The sequence below is a fragment of the Rickettsia aeschlimannii genome, assembly GCF_047973405.1.
Taxonomy (GTDB): domain Bacteria; phylum Pseudomonadota; class Alphaproteobacteria; order Rickettsiales; family Rickettsiaceae; genus Rickettsia; species Rickettsia rickettsii.
The window spans coordinates 39,556-63,610 of record NZ_JBFQGO010000004.1; the positions used below are offsets into that span (position 1 = coordinate 39,556).

Sequence of the window (24,055 nt, forward strand, 5' to 3'; positions counted from 1 at the left end):
AATAAATAGTAAAAATTATGCCAGTGCTTGTAGATAATATTGAAGTACAAATTGAAAAAATTTATGAAGTATTTGATTTAATAGATAATGAATGAGCCGATCTTTTGTTATGGGCAGTATCTGATTGTCTTGCCAAGCTATTAGATCAATATAAAGAATCGTTAACAATTGAATATGTTGATCCTTTGATGCAACTATAATTAAAAGGTTTGAAGAGCAAAATACTATAATACCCAAAATACTTAATAATGCTTTAAGCAATATATTATTAATCCTTGAAGATGGATGTAAATCTGAAGAATCAGAACTAATAGAAAATATAATTAATAGTTTAAATACTCTTGATATGTTAGGAGGACATGCATAGTAATCTTCCAAAAATCTCAATAGTTTTACCAGTTTATAATAGAAAGAAGCTATTACCTTTTGCTATTGAGAGTTGCCTTAATCAAAGCTTTAAAGACTTTGAGCTTATTATTATTGATGATTGCTCAAAAGATAATAGCGTTATAGTAGCTAGGACATATGCAGAGCAGGATTCACGTATTAAGGTAATAGTAAATGAGACCAATAAAAGATTACCGGCAAGTCTTAATATTGCTTTTAAAGAGGCCCAGGGGGAGTATTTTACTTGGACTTCAGATGATAATCTTTTCCATGAAAATGCTTTAGAAAAAATGGTTAAGATACTTGATAATTCACCTGAGATAGGGCTTGTATATACTGATTATACTTTGATCGATGACCACGGTAAAGTAGGAATAAGACTTTATCAAGAACCTCCTGAGTTTTTACCGATTAGAGATTGTGTCGGTGCATGTTTCTTATATAGAGCTGATTTAGCAAGGCAAGTAGGTGGATATAATGAAAATATGCAGTTAGTGGATGATTATGAATATTGGCTAAGGTTTGGGCTTGTTACGAAATTTGCTCATATACCGGAATCTTTATATTTCTACCGAGTACATGATCAAAGCTTAACAATAGAGCGTAAAGTAGAAGCAAAACAGGCAAAAAGAGTTTTAAAAGAATTATTTAAAGATCAATATATTATTCCTGCTGAGATTAAACCTATAAATGATTTATATAATTGGTTTATTGAAGATAGAAATTTAAGCTCTTATTTTAGGTTATTTAAAATAATTGTTTGTAGTCCGATAATTACTATTTCGTATATTATTAAAAATCTAAGAAGAATAAGGTGATATTTTAATGCTTTAATGTCATTCCCGCGAAGGCGGGAATCTAGAAAAAATAACTTTAATATTTATACAAAATACATATTATTGACAAAATAAGCATATAAAAACTTGTTTTTATATGCTTTACTGGATTCCCGCCTTCGCGGGAATGACATAGTAGAGCCATAGCACAACATCCTTAAAACAAATGCAAAATCAAGATTTCATACATACATTAAATCCAGAGCAACAAAAAGCAGTTCTTCACACTGAAGGACCGCTTTTATTGCTTGCAGGTGCAGGGACAGGTAAAACAAAGGTACTTACCTCAAGAATAGCTAATATTATTCACCAGAATTTAGCCTCACCTCAAAATATTCTAGCCGTTACTTTTACTAATAAAGCTGCTAAAGAAATGGCTGAAAGAGTTAATAGTCTAATTAATTGCTATGGTCTTAATATAGGCACTTTCCACTCAATGGCAGCTAGGATATTACGTGACCAGATTGAGCATTTAAATCTTGGTTTAAATAATAGATTTACTATTATTAGTCATGATGATCAATTAAAACTAGTGAAAGATATAGTAAAGCTAAAAGATATTGATACTAAAAAATATGCTCCTAAATTAATACATATCATAATTTCTAGATGGAAAGATCAAGGATTATTACCAACTAAACTATCAGTATCAGATACTAATTTACCGCTGCAGAGGGTTGCAAAACTTGTATACGAAGAATATCAGAAAAATTTACTTATTTCTAATGTTTTAGATTTTGGAGATTTGCTACTTTATAATAATGAGCTTTTTATTAAAAACCCTCAAATACTAAGATATTACCAAGAAAAATATCGATATATTTTAATCGATGAATATCAAGACACTAACGTTGTCCAGTATTTATGGGCAAGAATGCTCGCAAGTTTATATAAAAATATTTGCTGTGTAGGGGATGATGATCAATCTATTTATGGTTGGCGAGGAGCAGAAGTCGGGAATATATTACGTTTTGAAAAAGATTTTGCAGGTGCAACAATTATTAAATTAGAGCAGAATTATAGATCAACTTTGCCAATACTTGCTGCTGCTTCCAATGTTATCAATAATAATAAAAACCGTCACGGTAAAACGTTATGGACGGATAGGGAAAGCGGTGAAAAGATAAAAATTATCTCTTGTTGGAGTGATAAAGAAGAAGCAAGATATATAGCCGGTGAAATAGATAAGTTAGTGCGAGAAGATCAGTATAATGCCGGCAATATTGCAATATTAGTACGAGCCGGATTTCAAACAAGAAGTTTTGAGGAAGCGTTTATAAATAGTGCTATGCCTTATAAAATTATAGGCGGTTTGCGGTTCTATGAACGTATGGAAATAAGAGACGTGCTTGCTTATATCCGTATATCTTTGAATCAAAATGACAATCTAGCACTTGAGCGTATTATAAATGTGCCGAAAAGGGCAATAGGTGCAGCTAGCTTAAATAAAATTAGAGTCTATGCACTTGAGCGAAATATTTCTAATTTTGCAGCCATTAAAGAAATGCTAGAAATAGGTGAGATTAAAGCAAAATCATATGAAACTCTAAAAGATTTGGTTACTAAAATCGATAATTGGTACGAAAGATTTAGTATAGATGTTCCAATAAACGTAGTTAAAGCAATACTTGATGATTCCGGTTATCTTGAAATGCTTCAAGAAGAAAAAACCGAAGAAGCATTCGGTAGAATCGAAAATATTAATGAAATGCTTAGAGCTATTGCTGAATTTAACGATGTTCATGATTTTATCGAACATTCAAGCTTAGTTATGGAAAATGAAGTGCTTGAGACCAATTACGGTGGCTCTGTTACTATAATGACCCTACACGCAGCTAAAGGGCTTGAGTTTGACGTGGTATTTTTACCGGGCTGGGAAGAGGGTGTATTTCCGTCTCAAAGATCTCTAGACGAAGATGGCGAAAAAGGCTTAGAAGAAGAGCGCCGCATTGCTTATGTCGGCATTACGAGAGCCAAAAAAGACCTCTACATTACTCATGCTGAAAGCAGAAAAATATTTTATGAAATAGTCCGTTCTTACCCTTCAAGGTTCATAACCGAAATTCCTGATGAAATTACGATCAGGACCTCTTCTATGAAAAAATACAATTCTTTTTATAAGTTTTAATTAATTTTCATTCATAAATTTTAAATTGGTTTGCATTCTTTAATTTAATTAATAATAATTAATAGAGGAAGTGATATGGCTAAAGATGCTAATAAACCTGAAGGAAATCGTCAGGCCCCATAAGTACAGAAGAATTATATAATAAATTTTTAGACAATATTAAGTAGTATTGATAGTAAATTTAATACTCAAATTAAATTTTTTAAAGATACTTCTGCTCCTCTTAACTATGTTGCCGCTACTAGACAAAATATTTTTACTGCAATAGAATCGCAGTTTGCTCCTTTTAGTACTAATTATTTACCAAATGATGTAGTTCAATCTTTAACTGACACTATATATAACACTCATGATGAAGTAACTAAATTAATTTCGTCGGAAGAGGAAAAAGGAAAATATAGTGTTGCAAATGCTAAAAATGTAGCTGCTTTAAAAGGTTTTGCCATAGATTTAAGTAAGTCTCAAGTAGAGCAGATGAACAACGAAAAACGTAATGGCTTAAGCGAAGATGAAGTGATGGGTATTAAAAACTATTAGAAAAAGCTATGTTAGAATTAGCTAACCAAAAAATATCTAAAGGACAATATAGAGAGAAATTAATAGATAAAACATTAGATAACCTTAAAGAAAATGTTTCAGAAACAACATTAGGTAACTACAGAAAATTTCTTACTAAAAATACTACCCCTAAACTTGATAAACAAGAGCAAATTAATGATTAAAAACAAGTAGCAGCATTAACACAAGTAGCATTAAAGATAGCTGAATTTTTTAAAATTACTTTTCAAACAAATGAAAAAGAAGCAAAAGCTTTATCGTCTATTAATAAGTTAGGAGTAAATGAGCCTAATATAATTAAAACTTTATTACCAGCGATAAGTAAACTACCGCCTGAAAAAATGATAGCGCAAGGTAAAGAAATTATCAAGAATTTTGCCCCATTACTTGAGAGCAGCAATCCTGCACTTGTTAATGGTACTAAAAAAGAGTATTAGCAGAGTTAAATCCTGGATATTTAACGGAACACGGATGGGGAGAAAGTATAGCATTAGAATTACAAAGAGTAACCAAACCTAAGCTATAACAAAGAATAGTAACAGTTTTTACTGGTACAGATTATGCTCAAAAAAATATAGATAAAGCATTTGCTAAATTTGAAAAAAGTAATAGTTAGTCTACATATAGAAACGAAAAATTTGTCGGAAGAACTACAAAGAGAAAAACAAGCACCAAATATTGTAAAGCAAAATAAAACAATACCCAAGGCTATAAGTCTTCTATATCACAACCCCTATATCTCATGTTGAAAACCTTAATAAAAGTAGAGAGAGTGGGCAACAGTCAGGGCATAGTAAGTAGTGATTTATGATAATATAGTTGCGAATTTTTAAAAAGTTTGATAATTTTGGTTCATTATATCAAATAACTTAATAATGAGTATTATATGGCAGAGATTATAACTAATATAGGTGATACTATTAAAAAAAACGATGAAGTGACTGAGATATTAGCCGTAGTAAAAGATAAAATAGTTGATATAAAAAACGTAGATAGTAGATTAGATACTTTGAATAAAAATATTGTTACTTCTGATCCTATTCAACAATATTTACAATCTGAAGAATATATCACTAGTACGCTTGAAGTACTTGCCAGTAAAATTATTAGTGAAGTTGTAGAAAATAAAGATATACAAAAATTAGTAGATAACTTGCATATCAATTTAGGACAAGATACAAAACTAATACCTAGTGCAGCAGATAAGCTAAAGTTTGATGTCGCAAGGGCTGAAGCAGCACTTAAGGGTTTTGTACTTCCTCTAAATAAAGGAGGACCTTTTGATGAATTATCATTGATGGGTATAGAAGATGAAGAAGAAATCTTTGCCAATCCTATAAGAGCAACTAAAGAAGCATTAATAGCCGTAAGCGGAAAGTCTATACCTAAAGAGCAATATGCACAGGCTGTAAAAGATCACGCTATAGAAATCTTAAGACAAGATCCTAAAAACACGCCAGATAAACTTGAGAAATATGAAAAATTTATTATTCAAGGAGATAAAAACCAGACATTTAATGAAGATAGTAAGCAGTTTATCCAAAGAGTAAATCAATTATCTCAAGTGGAATTTAAGGAATTACAAAAGGCAGCCACTTATACGGTGCAGAAGATTAGTAATAGATTAGAAAAAAATCATAAAATTAGTAAGCAATTAGAACAAACTATTATACTTACTAACTCATCAGGCATAAAGAATCCTGAAATAATAAGAGAATTAAATAAGTTAGATCCTACTTATCTAACTGAGAATAGTACTAAAATAGCCACTGAATTAAAAGATATTAATGATAGAGGTACTTCTTTATGGGAAAAATTTAAGCAGATATTTACAGGTAGAAACTATTTGGAAGAAAGATTAGGAAAAGTTGTAGATAAATATATTACTCTGAGTGATGGATATGTAGTGAAGACAATTAATGATAGAATCTTTTCAAACGCTTTAACAAATCCTGAAATTACTGCAGGTCTAACAAAATTTTTAAATGAAAATAAAGATAAAGTAGCAACTAATCCTGAATTTAAAAATTTAATTCCTGTTACGGGTGAGCCTATTATAGTTCAACCGCAACAAGTTAATAATTTTAATTTAGCGGAACTCAGAAAAATCAATCCAATAGCATTTGATAAAACCATATTTGAAGATTCAATAAAACTAAGAAGTTCTAATATAAAACCTCCGCAAATCACTCCTAATACTTCTACTAAAAATCAAGAAGTAGTAAGAAGAAATGGTTAAATTTTAATATAACTTCATCATTGTGAGGAGGCTTTGTTACATTGCTTCTATGTCATTCCCGCGAAAGCGGGAATCTAGATTTTTTATTGTCACCCCGTGGCGTGACCACGGGGTCTTGTATCACCAGCTGAGTCCTAAGATACCGCGATCAAGTTGCGGTATGACATTAAAGGTTACTAGATTGCTGCTTTCGCAGAAATGACATCAGAACATAAAGATTTAGGTGAGATGCTTAAATACTCCTCTTTCCATAATTCATTATAAAGAATAGGATCGATATTACCGCCTGAGATTAGTACTAGTAATTTTTGAGGTTTGGATTGTGTTTTTAAAAAATTTACCACTGAAACCATATTTATACTACTTGACGGTTCGCATATTACTTTAAGTAAATGAGTAAGCCACACCGTCCAGTAATATATTTCATATTCTTCTGCTAAATAAAAATCATCAAGTTTTTTCAGATATTCAAATGTACGAGCTGATACACTCAAGGTTTTAAGACCGTCTGCAATAGTATTCGGAGCATAGTTAAATCTATATGTTTTATTATCTTTAACAGATAAATAAGCATCATTGGCATTTAAAGGTTCTGAACCTATTAACAAGCTTGTCGGTGATATTAATTCCTTGGCAAGATATGCGCCGGAAATTAAGCCGCCGCCGCCGCAAGAGGCAAAAATAGCATCAGGACTAAAACCTAGCTGCTGTAATGCTTCATAGCATAACGTGCCTGCTCCTGCTATTGTAGAATCACTATCAGAAGGATGCATATAGTAAAATCCTTGCTTTTCATCTTCTTTTGCTTTTTCTTCCGCTTCTTGTCGAGTATATGTATATATAACTTCACCGCCGTAATAAAGAGCTGCTTGCTGTTTTACTTTTGAAGTATTTAACGGTAAATAAATCCTTGTTTTAATACCGAATAATTTACTCGCATAAGCAATACCGATTCCGTGGTTACCCGTACTATAACCGACTATTTTATCAGGTAATTTTCCTTGCTCTTTTAATTCTAATAAATGATTTAATACGCCTCTAACTTTAAATGCACCGGTTTTTTGTAATGATTCAACCTTAAAAAAAACCTCATGACCACCGAGCATCTCATTTAAGCTTTCAGAGTGAACGATCGGAGTTAAATGTAGATATTGTTTTATTCTATGATGTGCGGCTGCTACATTTTGAGGAGGTTGTAATAATAAATTCATAAATATAATTAATTAATGGTAGCTTGAAATCAGGTTGATACTATATTATATAGTTAATAATTAGAAATTTTAAAAGGTTTAATTGATGAATAAAAGATCCCTTCCGTTAATGGCACTGAGAGATATGGTAGTATTCCCGGGAGTAATTGCTCCTATTTTTGTGGGTAGACAAAAATCGCTGCAAGCACTCTCTAATACTACCATTTCTGAGGAAGATAATAGTAAATATATTTTAGTAACTTTACAGAAAAAATTTGATCAAGAAAACCCTAGTACACACGAACTTTATAACACAGCTATACTTGCCAAGATTATCCAAGTAGTGAAGCTGCCTAATAATACGGCAAAAATCTTAATAGAAGCAGTAGCAAGAGTAAAGCTAAGCAATATCAAAGGCGAGGAAGCTTTTGAAGCAAATTACGAAATTATTCCGGATGAAGAAATATTTGACGTTAATAACATGCGTTCACTCGTTGATAATGCAGTACAACTATTTGGTAAATATGCGATTAATGATAAGAAAGTTAATGCAGAAATTATTGAAACTATCAATAAAGCAATAAGTAATAACACTAATTTCATAAATATTATAAATATATTAGCCTCACATTTGATAACTTCACTTGAGGCAAAGCAGCATTTATTAGAAGAAACTAGTCCGTTTAAGCGTATCACTACGGTTATTAGTACGCTTACTTCCAATATAGTAAATTCAGAAACCGAGCAGGCATTGCAGCAAAGAGTAAGAAAGCAAATCGAAAAAACGCAGCGTGATTATTATCTACACGAACAAATGAAAGCTATTCAAAAAGAGCTTGATGAAGATAAATCAGAACTTGCCGATATTGAGAAAAAAATTAAAAGTTTAAAATTATCAAAAGAAGCAAAAGAAAAAGCTGAGGCTGAACTTAAGAAACTCCGTACCATGAACCAGATGTCAGCGGAGTCGGGAGTAACGCGTAACTATCTTGAGACATTGCTTAGCATGCCTTGGGGTAAGTATGATAATAGCAAAATAGATATTAACCAAGCAGAGAAAATTTTAAATCGTGACCATTTTGGACTTGAAAAAGTTAAAGAACGAATTATAGAATATTTAGCGGTATTACAGCGTTCAAGTAAAATTAGAGGACCTATATTATGTTTAATAGGTCCGCCAGGGGTCGGTAAAACTTCACTTGTAAAATCTATTGCCGAAGGAATGGGCAGAAAATATACTAAACTTGCGCTTGGTGGTGTTAGAGACGAAGCAGAAATCAGAGGGCATAGAAAAACTTACCTTGGATCAATGCCCGGTAAAATTTTAGGTCAACTTAAGAAAGTTAAGACTAGTAATCCTGTAATGCTGCTTGATGAAATCGATAAAATGAGTTCTGATTTTAGAGGTGATCCGGCGTCTGCTTTGCTTGAGGTATTAGACCCTGAGCAGAATAGTCACTTTGTAGATCATTATCTAGAAGTAGAATATGATCTATCAAATGTAATATTTATTGCTACTGCTAACTCTTATGATGTACCTAGAGCTTTAAGTGATAGAATGGAAAAAATATATATTTCCGGTTATGTAGAGGAAGCAAAGCTCCAAATTGCCAGAAATTATTTAGTTCCAAAACAATTTAAAATGCATAAAATCAAAAAAGATGAAATTACTATATCCGAGACGGCAATTTTGGATTTAATTAGATATTATACCAAGGAATCAGGTGTAAGAGCTTTAGAGCGTGAAATAGGGGCATTAACTAGAAAAGCATTAAAGCAGATTTTAGCAGATAAAAGTGTTAAGCATATCACCATAGATAGTAATAATCTTGAAGAATTTTTAGGAGTTAAGAAATATAATTTCGGGCTTGCCGAGAAAGAAGATCAAATAGGAAGTACCACGGGACTTGCTTACACTGAAGTAGGCGGAGAGCTTTTAACTATAGAGGCTTTAGCATTTCCAGGGAAAGGTGAAATAAAGACTACCGGAAAGCTCGGTGATGTTATGAAAGAATCGGCAATGGCTGCCTATAGTTGTTTTAGAAGCAGAGCAACAAATTTGGGATTAAGGTACGACAATTATAAAGATTTTGATATTCACATTCACGTACCGGCCGGAGCTATTCCAAAAGATGGACCGTCTGCCGGTTGTGCTTTGTTTACGACTATTGTTTCGTTGATGACTAAAATACCCGTACATCGTACTGTAGCAATGACCGGTGAAATTACTTTAAGAGGGAATGTTTTACCTATAGGTGGTCTTAAAGAGAAGTTACTTGCTGCAAGTAGGGGAGGTATTAAAACCGTGTTGATTCCTGAAGAGAATGTCAAAGATTTGAAAGATATGCCGTCGAATATAAAAGAAAGCCTAGAAATTATATCTGTATCAAATATTGATCAAGTACTTAAGCATGCTTTGGTAGAAACACCGATAAATAAATAGAGATTTGTTAATAGTCAAAATATCATATATTAAATTAATGCAAGCTATAGTAAAGTAATTCTTTTTGACTTTTCAATCAAAATGCGATTTTTCTTGCTTAATTCCTGACTATCTTGAACTCGCCTATTATTTATAGGCTTTCTTCCTTACGCCTGTCACTAAATTGGGCTGAATTGACTATATTGTTGCGTGGATCAATTTCACCTCTGTCGTCACAGGATCTAGTTAAAAATACTAATAATTTTAGTATTTTTATTGTTTTTATGGATCCCATAGGGTGACACAGTAATGCTGCTACTACTGGGGCAGCTACTCAAAGCGGCTTATCCGAGGTAGTAAAATCCATGCCTACAATAAAAGACAAAACAGCTTAGTTTATCTTTCTGCTTTCCAACTTTCATTGAGAAATTCCTTTAACTTAATTCTAAATACATAATTAAATTTCTACACTACCAAGTAACAATATTTTTTTGGTACAGCGTCGTTCAGAAAGGCGTAAGCTTGAGTACCGGTGCCGGTCTTGTAGGAGGAGTATTTAATAACGGCAATATTATTCAAATAGCAGTTGGAGGGCTTGGAATTAAAATATCAGAAGATAAAACAAATACTGTTATTGACGGGATAAATACATTAATAGCACTGTCTGCTTTTGGTGGGTTTGAGGTAAGTCAAAATGCATCAATAGGCGCTCTTAGTGCAACAGTAGGTCTTACTCCTAATTTCAGTCCTCTTAAATTTATTAATAATAATGTTATGTCAATAATTACCGGAGTCGTAATCAAACATTTAGTAATATAGATTTTGCCGGTAAAAATTCTACTTTACAAATTAATAACGGTTTAAATATTACAACTCAGATAGATAATACAGTAGCTGGCAATAACGGTACAATAACATTTACAGGTACGGGTACTATATCAAATTACATAGGTCTAACTCACTCTCTTTCCGGAATAAATGTAGGAAACGGGGAAGTACAGATTTATATGCCAGGAGTAGGTAATATTACAATTAATGCTGCAAATATAAATCTTACTAACAATAACTCTATATTTACTCTTTTTGACGGTAATATAACAACGTTAACGTGTAATATAAATAATACTACCGACGTTGACGGTCAAGGGATACTAAATCTAGCTCATGATCTTGGTAGTAGTAACATAATAACAGGCGATATAGGTAATATAGGCTCATTAGCCGCAGTAAATGTTTTACTTGGGGCGACAACACTTAATTCTACAATATTAAAAGCTACTAATATTAATTTACAAAGTAATACGTCCGTACTTAATTTAGATGACGATATAACGGTTACGGGTAATATAAACTAAACGGTGCTAACGGAGTAAACGATACATTAAATTTTATAGGGAATGCTACACTTAACGGAAATATAAATAATTTAAATACAATCAATGTTGCATTATTAAACGCTATAAAAGCAAAAATACAAATAAATGCTAATTTAACAATCAATGACCCAAGTGCCGGAGATATAGGTGATATTAGAATAGCGGATAATATGACATATACAATAGATGCAGCAAATGGGAATGTAAATTTGCTAAATAACGGTGCTAAGATAATATTTGAAGGACCAAATTCAGAATTAGATTTAGTGAATACTAGTAACATAAATGATAGGCAATTTACCTTATATAATAATTAAAACAAATCTGGCAATGATGAATATGGAATAGTGAGAATAGGAGCAATCACAAAATACCTAACTATAGCAAATAACCAAGGAACACTGACAATACAAAGCGGTAATGTTAACGGTACGATTGGAGCTAACGGCAGCAGCTTAAAACTCGTAAATATCGGAGCAAACCCCATTACGTTCTCAGCTAATGTATTTGCTCCCGTAGCTTTAAATAAGAATGGCTCTATCTTAGCTTTAGCAGATGGGGTTACGCTAACCGGAGCAGTAACAACTACTGCCGGAGACGGAAGCGGTAAGTTAATATTTGCAGGTGATGGAACGGTAACAGGTAGCGTAGGAGCAAATGGAGCAGTACTTAGCACCGGCGGTGTAGGCGGTACATTGAATTTTATAGGTGACGGTAATGTAACTCAAAATATAGGTACGGATGCTGCAAATAGCCATGCCAATATAAATATCCTTTACTTAATTCAGTAATATCTCCATTGTGGCAATTAATTTTTGTGCTTTTGCGGTATTTTCTTTCTGTATAGTTCTTATTAATTCTTGATATTTTGTTAAAAATGAGCTTATAGATAATAATAAGTTTTAAGAATATAATAGAAATTTAACTAAAAGTGTAAATAAATGAGTTGAGGTTGCTTTAAGGAATATACAAAGTTAGTTTTTTATAATATTTAAAATTCAGAATTTAAAAGAGTTTAATATAACAATTAAAACAAAAGGCGAATAAAAGGAGCATATGGATTTTTTAGAAAACGACGGGAAATCCCGAAACCCTGAAAGGGCTTGGCGAGAGTGACGGGACTCGAACCCGCGACCTTCTGCGTGACAAGCAGATGCTCTAACCAACTGAGCTACACCCCCTTATATACTCTTCTGCTTTTAAGAATTGCTCTTTCATTTTATCAAGGATTCGCATCCTCATCTATTAAGTATAGGCTGCTGGTGCTCACCTCTCAAAATAAAATTCAATTCTTGAAATCATTATGAGTATCATAAAAGATAACAATGTATATAACAATTCTTCTATTTCTGCAAGAGTAAAATATCGTATTTTATCAAAAAATATACAGAACCTAACGTTTAGATTTTATAGCTTATTCCTAATATTATAATTACTAGATATCTCTATTAATACAAATTAGTTATTACTAGTTGAAGCCTTGAAAATTATTATCCTTTTTAAGGACTTTGTTAAAAAAGAAAAACCTATTGGTTAAATCTATACCGATATTGCTCTTAGAAGTGCTATTATTATGCAGGCAATAATAGATGCAACTAATACTTCTATCAAGAAAGAGGCAACAAAAGCAGAATATGACGCTAAAAAATGGCTTTTTGAAAATAATGAAAATTTTAATGCTACCTGCTTAGAAATTGGCATTGAGCCTAATTATGTAAGAAAGACTGCTAAAAAACTAATTAAATCGCAACAAAATAAGGATAAGCGTCCTAAACTCTACAGCTAAAGTTTAAATAAATTAATTTGTAATAAAACTTGAAATTACTCTAAATATAAATTAATTGTATAGGTGTGTTACTTAGTAACGCCTATATATTAATTATTTCAGATTATAAAGGTTATTTATGATTATTTCAGTTTCAGGTCAACATATTTCTATCGGTAATAATTTACAAGAATATTCAAAAGAAAGGGCTACGCAAGTCGTTAAAAAATATTTTACCGATATAATAAATATAGATATACATTTTTCAAAAGAGGGAATTAACTTTAAATGTGATATTATAGTAAAATATGGTTCAGGTAAACATAATATAGTCAAAAGTAATGATAGTTGTAGCGATATATATGTAGCTTTTGATAAAGCTATGTCAAAACTAGAAAAACAGCTTAGAAAATATAAATCAAAATTCAAAAATCATCATGCGGGTAAAGTAAAAATATCAGAAATTGCTTACGAAGGTACCAAATATATTATTAATCCGCAATCTGATAGTGAAACCTCTAACGCCGAAGATAATGATAATCCGGCAATTATCGCTGAAAAGCCTGTAGAAATATTAAAATTATCAGTAAAAGAAGCGGTAATGAAAATGGATTTAGAAGATTTACCTGCAGTAGTATTTAAAAATATAAATAATGATCGTATCAATATAGTTTATTATCGTAAAGATGGTAATATTTCTTGGGTAGATTATAATTAATGCTCATTATCCCTTACAAAGGAGTTACGCCAAGAATCGATAAAAGTGCATATATTGCCGAAAGCAGCTCCTTAAATAGGAGATGTTGAAATAGGTAGTAATTCAGGCATTTGGTTTAATATAGGAAATAATACTAACGTACAAGACGGTAATTCATACTTCAAGATTTAACGGACCGGTAGAAATAGGCGATAATATAACTATCGGTCATTTCTCTCTTATTCATGCCTGTACTATACATAATAATACTTTTATCGGTATGAGTGCTATGATAATGGATTATGCAGTAATAGAAGAATATGCTTTTATTGCTGCAGGAAGTCTTATCCCGCCAAAGAAGATAATTAAATCTCAAGAATTATGGATGGGATCCCCTGCAAAATTTGTTAGATATTTAACAGATCAAGATTTAGAATATATGCAAGATAATGTAAGAAATTATGTAGAACTTGCAAATGTTTATAAGATACTCGTTTATCTACTTTTCACTTATCAAGAGTATATAAGGAATCCTTAAATGCCTTAACCGTATTTTTAAGTAAAAACGCAATAGTCATCGGTCCGATGCCGCCTGGGACAGGAGTAATATATTTTACTTTAGACTGAACATTTTCAAAATCAACATCACCGATAATTTTATTGCCGCTAATTCTATTAATGCCCACATCAATTACTATAGATTTAGGATTAAAATATTCTGCAGTTAATTTTAAAGGTGAGCCTATTGCAGCAACGACAATATCGGCTTTAGAAGTAATAGAGCTTAAATTGTGTGTCTTAGAATGACAAATAGTAACGCTGCAATTTTCTTTTAACAGTAAAGCACTTAAAGGTTTTCCTACTATATTTGAGCGTCCAATAATTACAACGTTTTTACCAGTTAAATTAGGTTCATATTTTTTTATAACTGCAAGACAACCAAGAGCAGTGCAGGGAATAAAGCCTTGACTAATCCCGCTATGTAAGTAACCGACATTTAAAGGGTGGAAACCATCGATATCTTTAGAAGGTGATACTGCCGATAAAATTTTATTTTTATCTATGGAGCTTGGCAAAGGAAGCTGAACTATAATTCCTGAAATCTCGTTATCAAGGTTTAACTCATTGATTTTTGATATTAAATCATTAGTATGAATAATAGTAGATAGATTTACTAATAAAGTATAAATTCCTATTTCATGTGCATTTTTTATTTTGTTTCTTACATAAATAATGCTTGCCGGATTATCGCCTACTAGGACTATAGCAAGCTTCGGTGAAGCGTTGGTTTGGCTTATAAGTTCTTGAATTTCTAGCTTTAAGTCTGCTAGTATCTCATTGGCTAATGCTTTACCGTCAATTATATTATTCACTCTTATTTTTGTCTCCATTCAGTTTTAACGTCATTGCGAGGAAATTACGTAAGTAATTGACGAAGCAATCTCAGGAGTTTGTTATTGTTTCATGAGATTGTCACGCTCTCTACGGTTGCTCGCAATGACGATCTCTTTATTTAGTAACACTCTTACTTCTTTTCCCCGTATTTGGTAGTAGAATACTCAAAATGTAGAGCCTTGCCGTCAAATACTCTACTATAAGCATGATGAAGACTGCTTGCCGCTTCAGCAAAACCCGTAAGAATCAGCTTAAGCTTACCTCCATAATGAGCAATATCGCCAATGGCGTAAATACCTTCTATATTAGTTTGATAATAGGAAGAGTCTACTTCAATATGGTGAAGCTTAACACTTAAACCCCAATTTGCTAAGCTGCCTAAATCTTGTTTTAAACCAAAAAAAGGTAGTAATATATTGGCATCCAATTTGCGAGTATTATTTTGTAAATCTTTAACTATAACCGATTGAAGTTCACCATTATTACCATCTAAAGCATTTAATTGATAACCGGTTACTAACTCGATTTTATCGGTTTCTGCAATATGCCTTAATTGCCTTACGCTTTCAGGAGCTGCCGTAAATTTATCCCGCCTATGTACTAAATATATTTTATTTGCAATATCTGAAAGAAAAATAGCCCAGTCAACAGCCGAATCCCCACCGCCTGCTATAACTATATTTTTACCCGCAAATTTGCTTTTATCATTGATGAAATAAAAAACCGACTTGCTTTCAAAATCTTCAATATTCGCAAGGGGCGGTTTGTTTGGACCGAATGAACCTGCTCCTGCTGCAATAATAATAACTTTGCTTTTAATAAGAGTGTTTTTTGAGGTTTTAATTTCAAAAAAATCATCTTGTTTATTTAGCTCTATAGCTTGCTGATTTAAATGATATATAGGGTTAAAAGGAGCTGCTTGAAGTTCTAACTGTTTTATTAGCTCTTCTGCTGCAATTTTAGGATATGCTGGTATATCGTAAATAGGTTTTTCAGGATATAGGGTAATACACTGACCACCGATAACTTCTTGTGCATCAATAACATGACATTTCATGCCAAGCATTCCTGCTTGAAAAACTGCAAATAATCCAACTGGACCGGCACCTATTATTACAACATCAGTATTATACATACTTTTTATATTTAAATTTTAAAAAGGATTTTATTGGATATTGAGGAAATAATCAATGGTTATGTGAGTATATTTATAGAAATCCAACACTTTCGCAGGGGGATTTTTAAAAATTGTCGGATATTATACTAGACGAGATGCATTTAAAGGGTGTGCTGCATTCCACTTTTCTTCTACTAGTTAATATATCCGCTTTTTATCTCAGCCTTGTTTTTTAGCATACCGAATAATGAGATTTTTTAGTATTTATTAGGTAATATTTGTGCTACTTCCTTATCTCTTTTGGTAATCATAATAGATTCTTTATCTGTTTGTAATTTTTCTATTATTGCAAGGCAATGAGATTTAAATTGACTGATTGCTATTTTAATAGTCATTTTATAACCTGCAAAAAATAAAAGTATTATACTATAATAGTCAAATAAAGTGGTCAATTATATTTCTATTTATAGCTAATTGGGGTTATATTCATTATATTTTAATTTTAATGTAAAAAACAAAATTTAAAGAAAAACCAAAACAAATTCTGTGGGATATCATCAATTCATATTTAAATATAACCATTTCTTAAACTAGCCTTGTAAAATCGTTAAACTTTGCAAAAGATTAATAATAGAAATTAATTATTTTTATTATAAATTATGAAAATTAAGATTCTACGAAATATTATCGGTTTTATTATCTTAACTATAAGTATGGGCAATAGTTTTGCATCCTCCGCTAATGCTTTTTTCCTTGTTAGTGCGACGGTTTCCCGTCTTGTATAGTTACGGCTACTCCTTTAGCTTTCGGTACGTATGTTTCAACTGTCGATGCTCTGCAAACAAATACAATTATAATAAAGTGTACTTTAGGTACTAATTATACTGTTTCATTAAATGCCGGTACATGCACCTGCTGCTACAACTAGTACCAGTAAAATGACTGGTCTTGTTAACACTACTAATTATTTACCTTATAATCTTTACTCCAATGCAGGAAGAATGCAGAATTGGGGGAATCACAATCAAGTGACTGGAGTAATTGGAACAGGACTAGATCAAACGCTCACAATATACGGCAAAATACCTCAAGGAGCAAATGTTCCTTCTGATACCTATAAAATGATACAATTACAGTAACTGTGGCATATTGATATTATGAAATATTTTTTAAGATTTCTACCTATCCTATCCTATATTTTTGACTTTTAATTCTTTTGCCAGTGCCACTATCGTACCTGTCAATATAGAGATAAACAAAGGTAATAAAATAGCAACTATGACGGTGCAAAATAATGATTATACACCTAAAAAGTTTCAATTAATTCTTTTAAAGCGTACATATAGAGATGGTGTAGAAGAATATAAAGAAACTACAGATTTAGTGGCAACTCCGGTAACATTTACCTTACATGACGGTAAAATACAATTGATACGGGTAGCTTTAAAAAACACACAGAATTATTCTACTAAGGCAAAAGACTATAGAATTTTCATAAAAGAATTACCTCGTAGAGTGAAGTTAGAGAATAGTATTACCTCTACCGTAGATCTTGTTGTTCAGCATAGTATACCTATAACAATATCAGGTTAAAAATCTTTAAAACTAAATAAATTGAAGTAATGTACTTTTTAAATACAATAATATCGGTTTTTATAGGTATTATTTTTTTATACCGGTGAGTTTTGCAGATGGAGTTATCTCTGAATCTCTTGGTGATACTTCGCCTTGAATCGCAGCAGATACAAACGTACATAAGGATAAAGAGTTAGGGTTATTACCCCAATTACCTCTAGCAGTAGAATTTGAGAATAGCGCTAGTAAAATTGCGGGTGAGAGTGAATTGATTGTTTCGTTAAAAGTTAATTATACCGAAGCCGATATATTGTCGACTATAGTGCAAAACGCTCAAGGTCATTATTTAATTCCTCTTGAAGATATAGAACATTTTGATGTTCAAGAAGATTATCTTAAGCAGGGTTTAGTGAATTATCATGATACTGCATATATTAATTTAGATTTGCTTGAGGGTACTAAATATGATTTAAACTTTGAGAATTTAGATTTAAATCTTACTTTTCCAGCAGAAAAAATGCAACCTCAATCATTTGATGCTTTGGGTGCTCCTATGAAGAACGTCGATACTAAACTTATTAGTGGGGTATATTTAAACTATGATGTGACTCTTAGTCCAAATGATGATATTAATTATTTAGCCGGAATAGAGGGACTCAATTATTTCACTGAAAACGGTGTATATAGTTATAGTTTCTTATTTCAAACTGAAGCCGTTAAATCAAATTTTTCTAAAATCACAAATACCACAAAAAACCAAAATAAATTTACACGTTTAGACACAAATTGGACATATGAGAATGTGGATAAGATGACCAATTGGCGGGTAGGGGATAGCATAACTAAAGCGTCTTCTTGGTCTAATTCAACTAGATTTCAGTATGCTACTAATTTTGCAGTTAGACCAAATTTAATTACCTATCCGTTACGGGATTTTAAAGGGAAATCAGCACTTCCAAGCAGTATAGAGATATTTTCAAATAGTATACATATATATAATGCTAAAGCTCATATGGGGGATTTTGATATAGCCAATATTCCGGTTATCACCGGTAGAGGTGATTTAATAGTTAAAACGCAAGATATAACCGGTAAAGTTCAGACAATTACTATTCCTTATTACGCATCGCCGAGTTTATTACGTCCCGGGCTTTCAAATTTCTCTTACGAAGCAGGTTTTCAAAGACAAGATTTTACTATATAGCAATGCTTATAAATATTTAGTTCTAAATACTAATTATATGCTTGGTGTGAATGATTATTTAACAAGTGGCAGACATTTTGAATTTTTAAAAAATAATGGAGCAGTAGGGGTAACTAATAATTTAAAAATCGGAAATTTTGGCATTATAGGCATTTCAGCTGCAAATAATATCAAAAATTTCGGTCGCTCTCAAAGAATTAATTGCAGCTATACTTATGAATCGGAATATTTTGATATTAATAGTAATTTAGATTGGAATAATAGTAATTATCAGGAGGTATATAACTATCTCGATAAAATTTTCTCAAGTTTAAATTATCAGATTTCAGCTAGCTGCGGTATAACGATTTTGGCAATATAAGTGTTAATTTTTTGTCTTTTGTCGTAAATAACACAATACAAAAAGGTAAACACTCAAATATATTATCATCAACTTATCAAAGAAATATTACTAAAAAAGGTTTCTTAAGTTTTACTATAGGTACAGATTTAAACAGCAAACGTAAAAATAATTTTGCCTATATACCATTTAACTTAAATTTAGATTCCAATAAAAGCATTTCATTGACCGATTTATATCAAAATAAATATCATACGAAGCAACTTGGTGTTTCCTTGCCGATTACTTTAAATATGGGATGGGGATATAATGCTAACCTGATCAAAGCTAAAGCTACAAATTACAATGTACAAGTTAACCACCGTAACGGTAAAAATAATGATATTGGAGTTTATTTGCAGAAAAATGATGCCGAAATAATAAAACAGTTTAATATCAAAGGAGGAATTTTCTCTATTGATAAAAGCTATTATGCGACAAGACCGATTAACGGAGGTCTTGCTTTGATTAAATAGTTTATTAAAGAATGTCGGAGTTTATAATAATAATCTATTAACAGGTGATACCGATGATAAAGGTAAAATGCTTGTACCTAACTTAACACCGTATGTTCCTTCCGAAATAAGACTAGGACGATGAAAATCTACCTCTTAATACAGAGTTTGAAGAAATTGCTTTGAAAGTTGCTCCAAAAACAAAATCAGCGGTATTATTAGACTTTAATATTAAAATAATTAAAAGCATTAAAATGACAGTATTTGATAGTAATAAACATTTTATTCCATTTGATAGTACAGTGAGTATTGAAGGTTTAGATGAAGAAATATTTGTAGGTTATGACGGTAAGATATATATTAATGATATTAAAGATCTTGAAGTATTGAACGGTTCTATTTGTGATGAGAATAATAAATGCTGTCATTTTAGCGTACCGGTTAATAGAGATTTAAATGACCCTGTAATTGATTTAGGCGAAGCAATATGCAAATGAAGACTTTATTGTTACTCCTGTGTGGACTAAACACTCCGTTGTCATACCGTGTCTTGACCACAGTATGATAAATTCTTTTTAAGCAATGTCAAGAAATCAATAATAATATTATTAATCAACATGATTACATTACTTGCAACATGTAATCCGTCAGTTCCAACCATAAATTTCGGTAGTTTTAATGTCGGTGCCGTTAGAACAACCGCCGTTACTACTTCAGTTACTTGTAGTGCTTTATTATCACTACTTGTTAGCTATACCGTAACTTTGAGTACGGGAGCTGCTAATATTTATAACCCAAGAAATATGATTAATGGGGTACGTAAGCTGGATTATAATTTGTATAAAGATGCCGGTTTTACTCAAATCCTCGGTAACGGTACTAGTAGTACTGTAACATTTACCGATAGCTATACACTAGGTCTTGAACCGGTCACAAAAAACTATACCGTATATGTACACCTGCCGTCACAACCTCTTGCTGATGCCGGCACCTTTCTATTACCGTAACCCCAGCCATAGCTATATAATAAAAAATCTTTAAAATCAAAATTCTTCAGCCTAGGCTATCCGGTATTATGAAGCTGTATTTTTATTATAATATCAAAAACAATTTATGAAAAATGAAGAACAATACAATCAACCAACTCCAAAACATGGTTGAATAATATTCCCGCTTTACATAATAGGAAAAGTTTGTATAGATAAGAAGCTAATAGATGAAGAGTAGGAACTTAACGAATTTGAAACAGGGAAAGGGAGTGATGAGCGTTTTGGAAATGATGTCGCAGTGGAACCCCTACCACTAGATGGGCATATTCTTAATGGTGGGCGTACAGATGATACAGATTGGGTAAATGCTACTAATGAAGAAATAAGAGCGGAATTAAAAGATCCAACGTTTAACTGGATAAACTGTGCTATACCATTAGAGGGTGAGAAAAAACTTACAATAGAATGGGATTATACTGCGTCACATAAAACTCGCGGTTATATAGTGCAAATGACAAAGGCAGAGTTTACCTTTGAAAATAGACTGAAACACGATGATTTAGAAGAAATTTATAGTGAACTTTCTGATAAATTTCTTTACTGTGATCATACATTAGCTCCTTCTAAAATGATTGAAGTAGCTTTTTCAGATAGAGAGCCAGGATATTATAAAGCATAATATTTGTAAAAACTATTCTACGTAGTAATCAAGAGTGATTTGTGTCAAGTCAAAAATCTAAAAAAAAATAAATATTTATATTGAATAAATTATTATTATCGTGTCTACTTAGGTGAAGATTCTATGCACTGAATATGGTGTCATTTTTTCAAAATAAGCATTATAAATACCGCCTACAACCCCATTAGTACCTATAATGAACACGCTTAAAAAAAATAAATTTCAAATAACTATAAACAACAACCATAACAATTTACTTACTCCTTTCGGTAAAGCTATTCTGCAAGATCGATATCTTATGGAAGGTGAGGATTTTCAAGATTTATTTGCAAGAGTTTCTAGTTATTATGCTGAAAATAAACAGCATGCTCAGAAGTTATATGAATATATGAGTAAAATGTGGTTTATGCCAGCAACACCAATCTTAAGTAACGGCGGAACGGATAGGGGACTTCCTATTTCATGCTTCTTGAATGAGACCGATGATAGCTTAGACGATATAGTAAATTTATGGACAGAAAATGTTTGGCTTGCTGCACGTGGTGGCGGGATTGGCAGTTATTGGGGTAATGTTCGTGCTATTAATGAAGGGATTCGTGATAAAGGTCATTCATCCGGTATTATACCGTTTATTAAAGTAATGGATTCTATGACTCTTGCTATTTCGCAAGGTTCTATTAGACGAGGTTCATCAGCTGTATATTTGCCTATTAATCACCCTGAAATTGAAGAATTTATCGATATAAGACGTCCGACAGGTGGTGATGTTAACCGTAAAGCTCTTAATATTCATCACGGTATAGCTATAACCGATGAATTTATGAAAGCAGTTGAAAACAATACGGATTTTGACCTTGTTAGTCCTGCTACCAAAAAAGTCGTAAATAAAGTTAGAGCAAGAGATTTATGGGTTAAGTTATTAACTACTAGAATAGAAACAGGTGAGCCTTACTTGTTATTTATCGATAGTGTTAATAAATCTATCCCTGAGCATCATAAAAAATTAGGGCTTCAAGTTAAAATGTCTAATCTTTGTAGCGAAATTACATTGCCGACGGGAATTGACCATCTAGGAAAGTCAAGAACTGCTGTTTGCTGCCTTTCCTCTTTAAATTTAGAGTATTATGAAAAGTGGAAAGATGATAAAGGATTTATCCATTCTATTATGTTGTTTCTTGATAATGTTTTAGAAGACTTTATTAATAAAGCACCGGATACTATGGCAAGAGCTAAATATTCGGCTTTACGTGAGCGAAGCGTTGGACTTGGCGTAATGGGCTTCCACTCATTTTTGCAAATGAAAAAAGTACCGATAGAATCGGTTATGGCAAAAGTTTGGAATAAAAAAATATTTGAATATATATCTGCTGAAGCTGATAAAGCCTCAATAGAAATCGGTACAGAAAAAGGAGCATGTCCTGATGCTCTAGATGCAGGAAGTAATGAGCGATTTAGCAATAAAACTGCAATAGCACCTACCGCCTCAATTTCAGTAATAGCAGGTAATGCCTCACCCGGAATAGAGCCGTTTGCTGCTAATAGCTTTGTACAAAAGACTTTGACCGGTTCTTTTAACGTGCGTAACAAACATTTAGAAAAGTTATTAGAGGAGAAAGGATTTAATAATGATCAAGTTTGGTCTTCGATCGCAACACATGAAGGATCAGTACAACACTTAACATTTTTATCAGAAGAAGAAAAACAGGTTTTCAAAACCGCTTACGAAATTGATCAGAATTGGCTAATTGAACTGGCAAGCGGTCGTACTCCTTACATTACGCAAGCACAATCTTTAAACATCTTTTTACCGGGGAATGTTAGTAAGAAATATTTAAATAATATTCATTTTAAAGCCTGGAAAAAAGGAGTAAAAAGTTTATATTACTGTAGATCGACATCAATACAGCGAGCCGATAAGGTCTCGCATGACGTATTAAAGGCCGATTTTAAAGATTTAGAGGAACAAAACGATAAGTTAGCAGAAGCCGGTAACTACGAAGAATGCTTAGCTTGTCAGTAAGTATAATATAACTATGCAAAGATACTTAGACCCAACAAATGATGTAGCATTTAAAAAATTGTTTGCGGATAAAACAAGGTTACTAAGCTTTCTCAATAATATTATGAGGTTACCTGAAGAGTTGGATTATCGACCTTGAATATATTTTAAACGAACAAGTACCGGATTTAGGGCAGAATAAAAGGAGTATAGTAGACGTAAAAGTTAGAGATAATTCCGGCATGGGCTATGCCGATGCTTTTTTAGCAAGAGTACAATTTTACAGTTGTATAGCATTTTCTTCGCAATTAAAAGGAGGAAAAGAATATGCTGATCTAGCTCCTGTAGTAATGGTATTAATTACTTCTGGATTTCAGGCATTGTCCAAGGGAAAAGAATGTATTAGCTATCATTAAACTATTAATGTCCGCAACGGTAAGCATCAACTTAAATGCTTGTTTTACGTATTTGTTGAATTAGACAAATTTACCAAAGAAGCAGATGGGTTAGAAAGCTTAGAAGATGATTGGTTATTATATATGATGGCTAAATTCGATAGAGCAAAAGAACACCCGCAACATACAAAAGATGAAATAGTATTATCAGCCTATAAAACTATTGAATAATTTAACTGGAGCGAAGCAGAATATGATAATTATATTAAA

23 protein-coding genes, 1 tRNA gene and 6 pseudogenes are annotated in these 24,055 nt (G+C 32.1%); 24 read left to right on the forward strand and 6 right to left on the reverse strand.

Annotated elements, in window-relative coordinates:
* Nucleotides 1-17 precede the first annotated feature (17 nt).
* The 4 genes and pseudogenes from AB4K15_RS03720 (at nt 18) to AB4K15_RS03735 (ending at nt 4,073) form a co-directional block, all read left to right on the forward strand.
* A pseudogene (locus AB4K15_RS03720) lies at nt 18-367 on the forward strand (hypothetical protein).
* Nucleotides 360-1,205: a glycosyltransferase gene (locus tag AB4K15_RS03725; RefSeq protein ID WP_032074212.1), complete on the forward strand. Its 846-nt coding sequence runs from the start codon at nt 360-362 to the stop codon at nt 1,203-1,205. Before AB4K15_RS03720 ends, AB4K15_RS03725 begins: the two are co-directional and overlap by 8 nt.
* Before the next feature lie 184 nt (nt 1,206-1,389).
* Nucleotides 1,390-3,351, forward strand: a complete 1,962-nt coding sequence (gene pcrA, locus AB4K15_RS03730; protein WP_032074213.1) for a DNA helicase PcrA — start codon at nt 1,390-1,392, stop codon at nt 3,349-3,351.
* A gap of 545 nt (nt 3,352-3,896) precedes the next feature.
* A complete protein-coding gene (locus tag AB4K15_RS03735) occupies nt 3,897-4,073 on the forward strand; it encodes a hypothetical protein (RefSeq protein WP_500224679.1) in 177 nt (58 codons plus the stop codon).
* A 62-nt stretch (nt 4,074-4,135) separates the two neighbouring features.
* On the opposite strand, the gene AB4K15_RS03740 is transcribed toward AB4K15_RS03735, so the two are convergent.
* Entirely contained in the window at nt 4,136-4,279 is a 144-nt protein-coding gene (locus tag AB4K15_RS03740) for a hypothetical protein (RefSeq protein WP_500224677.1), read from the reverse strand.
* 516 nt (nt 4,280-4,795) lie between these two features.
* Here AB4K15_RS03740 and AB4K15_RS03745 point away from each other — a divergent pair.
* Nucleotides 4,796-6,148, forward strand: coding sequence for a hypothetical protein (locus AB4K15_RS03745; protein WP_032074214.1), 1,353 nt, complete (start codon nt 4,796-4,798; stop codon nt 6,146-6,148).
* Between the two features lie 176 nt (nt 6,149-6,324).
* On the opposite strand, the gene AB4K15_RS03750 is transcribed toward AB4K15_RS03745, so the two are convergent.
* Nucleotides 6,325-7,359, reverse strand: a complete 1,035-nt coding sequence (locus AB4K15_RS03750; RefSeq protein ID WP_032074215.1) for a serine/threonine dehydratase — start codon at nt 7,357-7,359, stop codon at nt 6,325-6,327.
* Nucleotides 7,360-7,444: 85 nt separating this feature from the next.
* Here AB4K15_RS03750 and lon point away from each other — a divergent pair, with 85 nt between their 5' ends.
* The 5 genes from lon to AB4K15_RS03775 all read left to right on the forward strand — a co-directional run bounded on the left by lon (nt 7,445) and on the right by AB4K15_RS03775 (nt 11,927).
* Entirely contained in the window at nt 7,445-9,781 is a 2,337-nt protein-coding gene (gene lon / locus AB4K15_RS03755) for an endopeptidase La (RefSeq protein ID WP_500224673.1), read from the forward strand.
* 501 nt (nt 9,782-10,282) lie between these two features.
* On the forward strand, nt 10,283-10,579 hold the full coding sequence (locus tag AB4K15_RS03760) for a hypothetical protein (RefSeq protein WP_500224671.1): 297 nt from the start codon (nt 10,283-10,285) through the stop codon (nt 10,577-10,579).
* A gap of 188 nt (nt 10,580-10,767) precedes the next feature.
* On the forward strand, nt 10,768-11,115 hold the full coding sequence (locus AB4K15_RS03765) for a hypothetical protein (RefSeq protein WP_500224669.1): 348 nt from the start codon (nt 10,768-10,770) through the stop codon (nt 11,113-11,115).
* Nucleotides 11,116-11,306: 191 nt separating this feature from the next.
* Nucleotides 11,307-11,453, forward strand: a complete 147-nt coding sequence (locus AB4K15_RS03770) for a hypothetical protein (protein ID WP_500224667.1) — start codon at nt 11,307-11,309, stop codon at nt 11,451-11,453.
* A gap of 30 nt (nt 11,454-11,483) precedes the next feature.
* Nucleotides 11,484-11,927 (forward strand): hypothetical protein, encoded by a 444-nt coding sequence (locus AB4K15_RS03775; RefSeq protein ID WP_500225696.1) that lies wholly within the window; start codon nt 11,484-11,486, stop codon nt 11,925-11,927.
* 313 nt (nt 11,928-12,240) lie between these two features.
* On the opposite strand, the gene AB4K15_RS03780 is transcribed toward AB4K15_RS03775, so the two are convergent.
* Nucleotides 12,241-12,317, reverse strand: a tRNA-Asp gene (locus tag AB4K15_RS03780).
* Nucleotides 12,318-12,682: 365 nt separating this feature from the next.
* Here AB4K15_RS03780 and AB4K15_RS03785 point away from each other — a divergent pair.
* The 3 genes and pseudogenes from AB4K15_RS03785 to AB4K15_RS03795 all read left to right on the forward strand — a co-directional run.
* Nucleotides 12,683-12,922: pseudogene (locus AB4K15_RS03785) on the forward strand (hypothetical protein); the annotation flags it as partial.
* Nucleotides 12,923-13,040: 118 nt separating this feature from the next.
* Entirely contained in the window at nt 13,041-13,619 is a 579-nt protein-coding gene (gene hpf / locus AB4K15_RS03790) for a ribosome hibernation-promoting factor, HPF/YfiA family (protein ID WP_014408613.1), read from the forward strand.
* Nucleotides 13,619-14,136, forward strand: a pseudogene (locus tag AB4K15_RS03795) (gamma carbonic anhydrase family protein). Before hpf ends, AB4K15_RS03795 begins: the two are co-directional and overlap by 1 nt.
* On the opposite strand, the gene folD reads toward AB4K15_RS03795, so the two are convergent.
* The 3 genes from folD to AB4K15_RS03810 form a co-directional block, all read right to left on the reverse strand.
* On the reverse strand, nt 14,105-14,971 hold the full coding sequence (folD, locus tag AB4K15_RS03800; protein ID WP_032074304.1) for a bifunctional methylenetetrahydrofolate dehydrogenase/methenyltetrahydrofolate cyclohydrolase FolD: 867 nt from the start codon (nt 14,969-14,971) through the stop codon (nt 14,105-14,107). The pseudogene AB4K15_RS03795 and the gene folD sit on opposite strands and share 32 nt — an antisense overlap.
* Before the next feature lie 152 nt (nt 14,972-15,123).
* On the reverse strand, nt 15,124-16,128 hold the full coding sequence (locus tag AB4K15_RS03805; protein WP_032074217.1) for an NAD(P)/FAD-dependent oxidoreductase: 1,005 nt from the start codon (nt 16,126-16,128) through the stop codon (nt 15,124-15,126).
* Nucleotides 16,129-16,367: 239 nt separating this feature from the next.
* A complete protein-coding gene (locus AB4K15_RS03810) occupies nt 16,368-16,505 on the reverse strand; it encodes a hypothetical protein (protein WP_500224659.1) in 138 nt (45 codons plus the stop codon).
* A 264-nt stretch (nt 16,506-16,769) separates the two neighbouring features.
* Between AB4K15_RS03810 and AB4K15_RS03815 the strand changes: the two are divergent.
* The 11 genes and pseudogenes from AB4K15_RS03815 (at nt 16,770) to AB4K15_RS03865 (ending at nt 24,016) form a co-directional block, all read left to right on the forward strand.
* Nucleotides 16,770-17,263 (forward strand): annotated as a pseudogene (locus AB4K15_RS03815) (Csu type fimbrial protein).
* 125 nt (nt 17,264-17,388) lie between these two features.
* Complete coding sequence (locus AB4K15_RS03820; RefSeq protein ID WP_032074305.1) at nt 17,389-17,703, forward strand: fimbrial biogenesis chaperone; 315 nt, start codon at nt 17,389-17,391, stop codon at nt 17,701-17,703.
* 250 nt (nt 17,704-17,953) lie between these two features.
* Nucleotides 17,954-18,889, forward strand: coding sequence for a fimbria/pilus outer membrane usher protein (locus tag AB4K15_RS03825; RefSeq protein WP_500224657.1), 936 nt, complete (start codon nt 17,954-17,956; stop codon nt 18,887-18,889).
* A gap of 37 nt (nt 18,890-18,926) precedes the next feature.
* Nucleotides 18,927-19,250, forward strand: a complete 324-nt coding sequence (locus AB4K15_RS03830) for a hypothetical protein (RefSeq protein ID WP_500224655.1) — start codon at nt 18,927-18,929, stop codon at nt 19,248-19,250.
* Nucleotides 19,251-19,261: 11 nt separating this feature from the next.
* Nucleotides 19,262-19,744, forward strand: coding sequence for a hypothetical protein (locus tag AB4K15_RS03835; protein WP_500224653.1), 483 nt, complete (start codon nt 19,262-19,264; stop codon nt 19,742-19,744).
* Between the two features lie 233 nt (nt 19,745-19,977).
* Complete coding sequence (locus AB4K15_RS03840) at nt 19,978-20,220, forward strand: hypothetical protein (RefSeq protein WP_500225699.1); 243 nt, start codon at nt 19,978-19,980, stop codon at nt 20,218-20,220.
* A gap of 123 nt (nt 20,221-20,343) precedes the next feature.
* A pseudogene (locus tag AB4K15_RS03845) lies at nt 20,344-20,802 on the forward strand (spore coat protein U domain-containing protein).
* 208 nt (nt 20,803-21,010) lie between these two features.
* A pseudogene (locus AB4K15_RS03850) lies at nt 21,011-21,382 on the forward strand (lytic polysaccharide monooxygenase); the annotation flags it as partial.
* A gap of 205 nt (nt 21,383-21,587) precedes the next feature.
* A complete protein-coding gene (locus AB4K15_RS03855; protein ID WP_032074219.1) occupies nt 21,588-23,411 on the forward strand; it encodes a ribonucleoside-diphosphate reductase subunit alpha in 1,824 nt (607 codons plus the stop codon).
* A gap of 143 nt (nt 23,412-23,554) precedes the next feature.
* Complete coding sequence (locus tag AB4K15_RS03860) at nt 23,555-23,806, forward strand: hypothetical protein (protein ID WP_500225709.1); 252 nt, start codon at nt 23,555-23,557, stop codon at nt 23,804-23,806.
* A 39-nt stretch (nt 23,807-23,845) separates the two neighbouring features.
* A complete protein-coding gene (locus tag AB4K15_RS03865) occupies nt 23,846-24,016 on the forward strand; it encodes a hypothetical protein (RefSeq protein WP_500224648.1) in 171 nt (56 codons plus the stop codon).
* Nucleotides 24,017-24,055 lie beyond the last annotated feature (39 nt).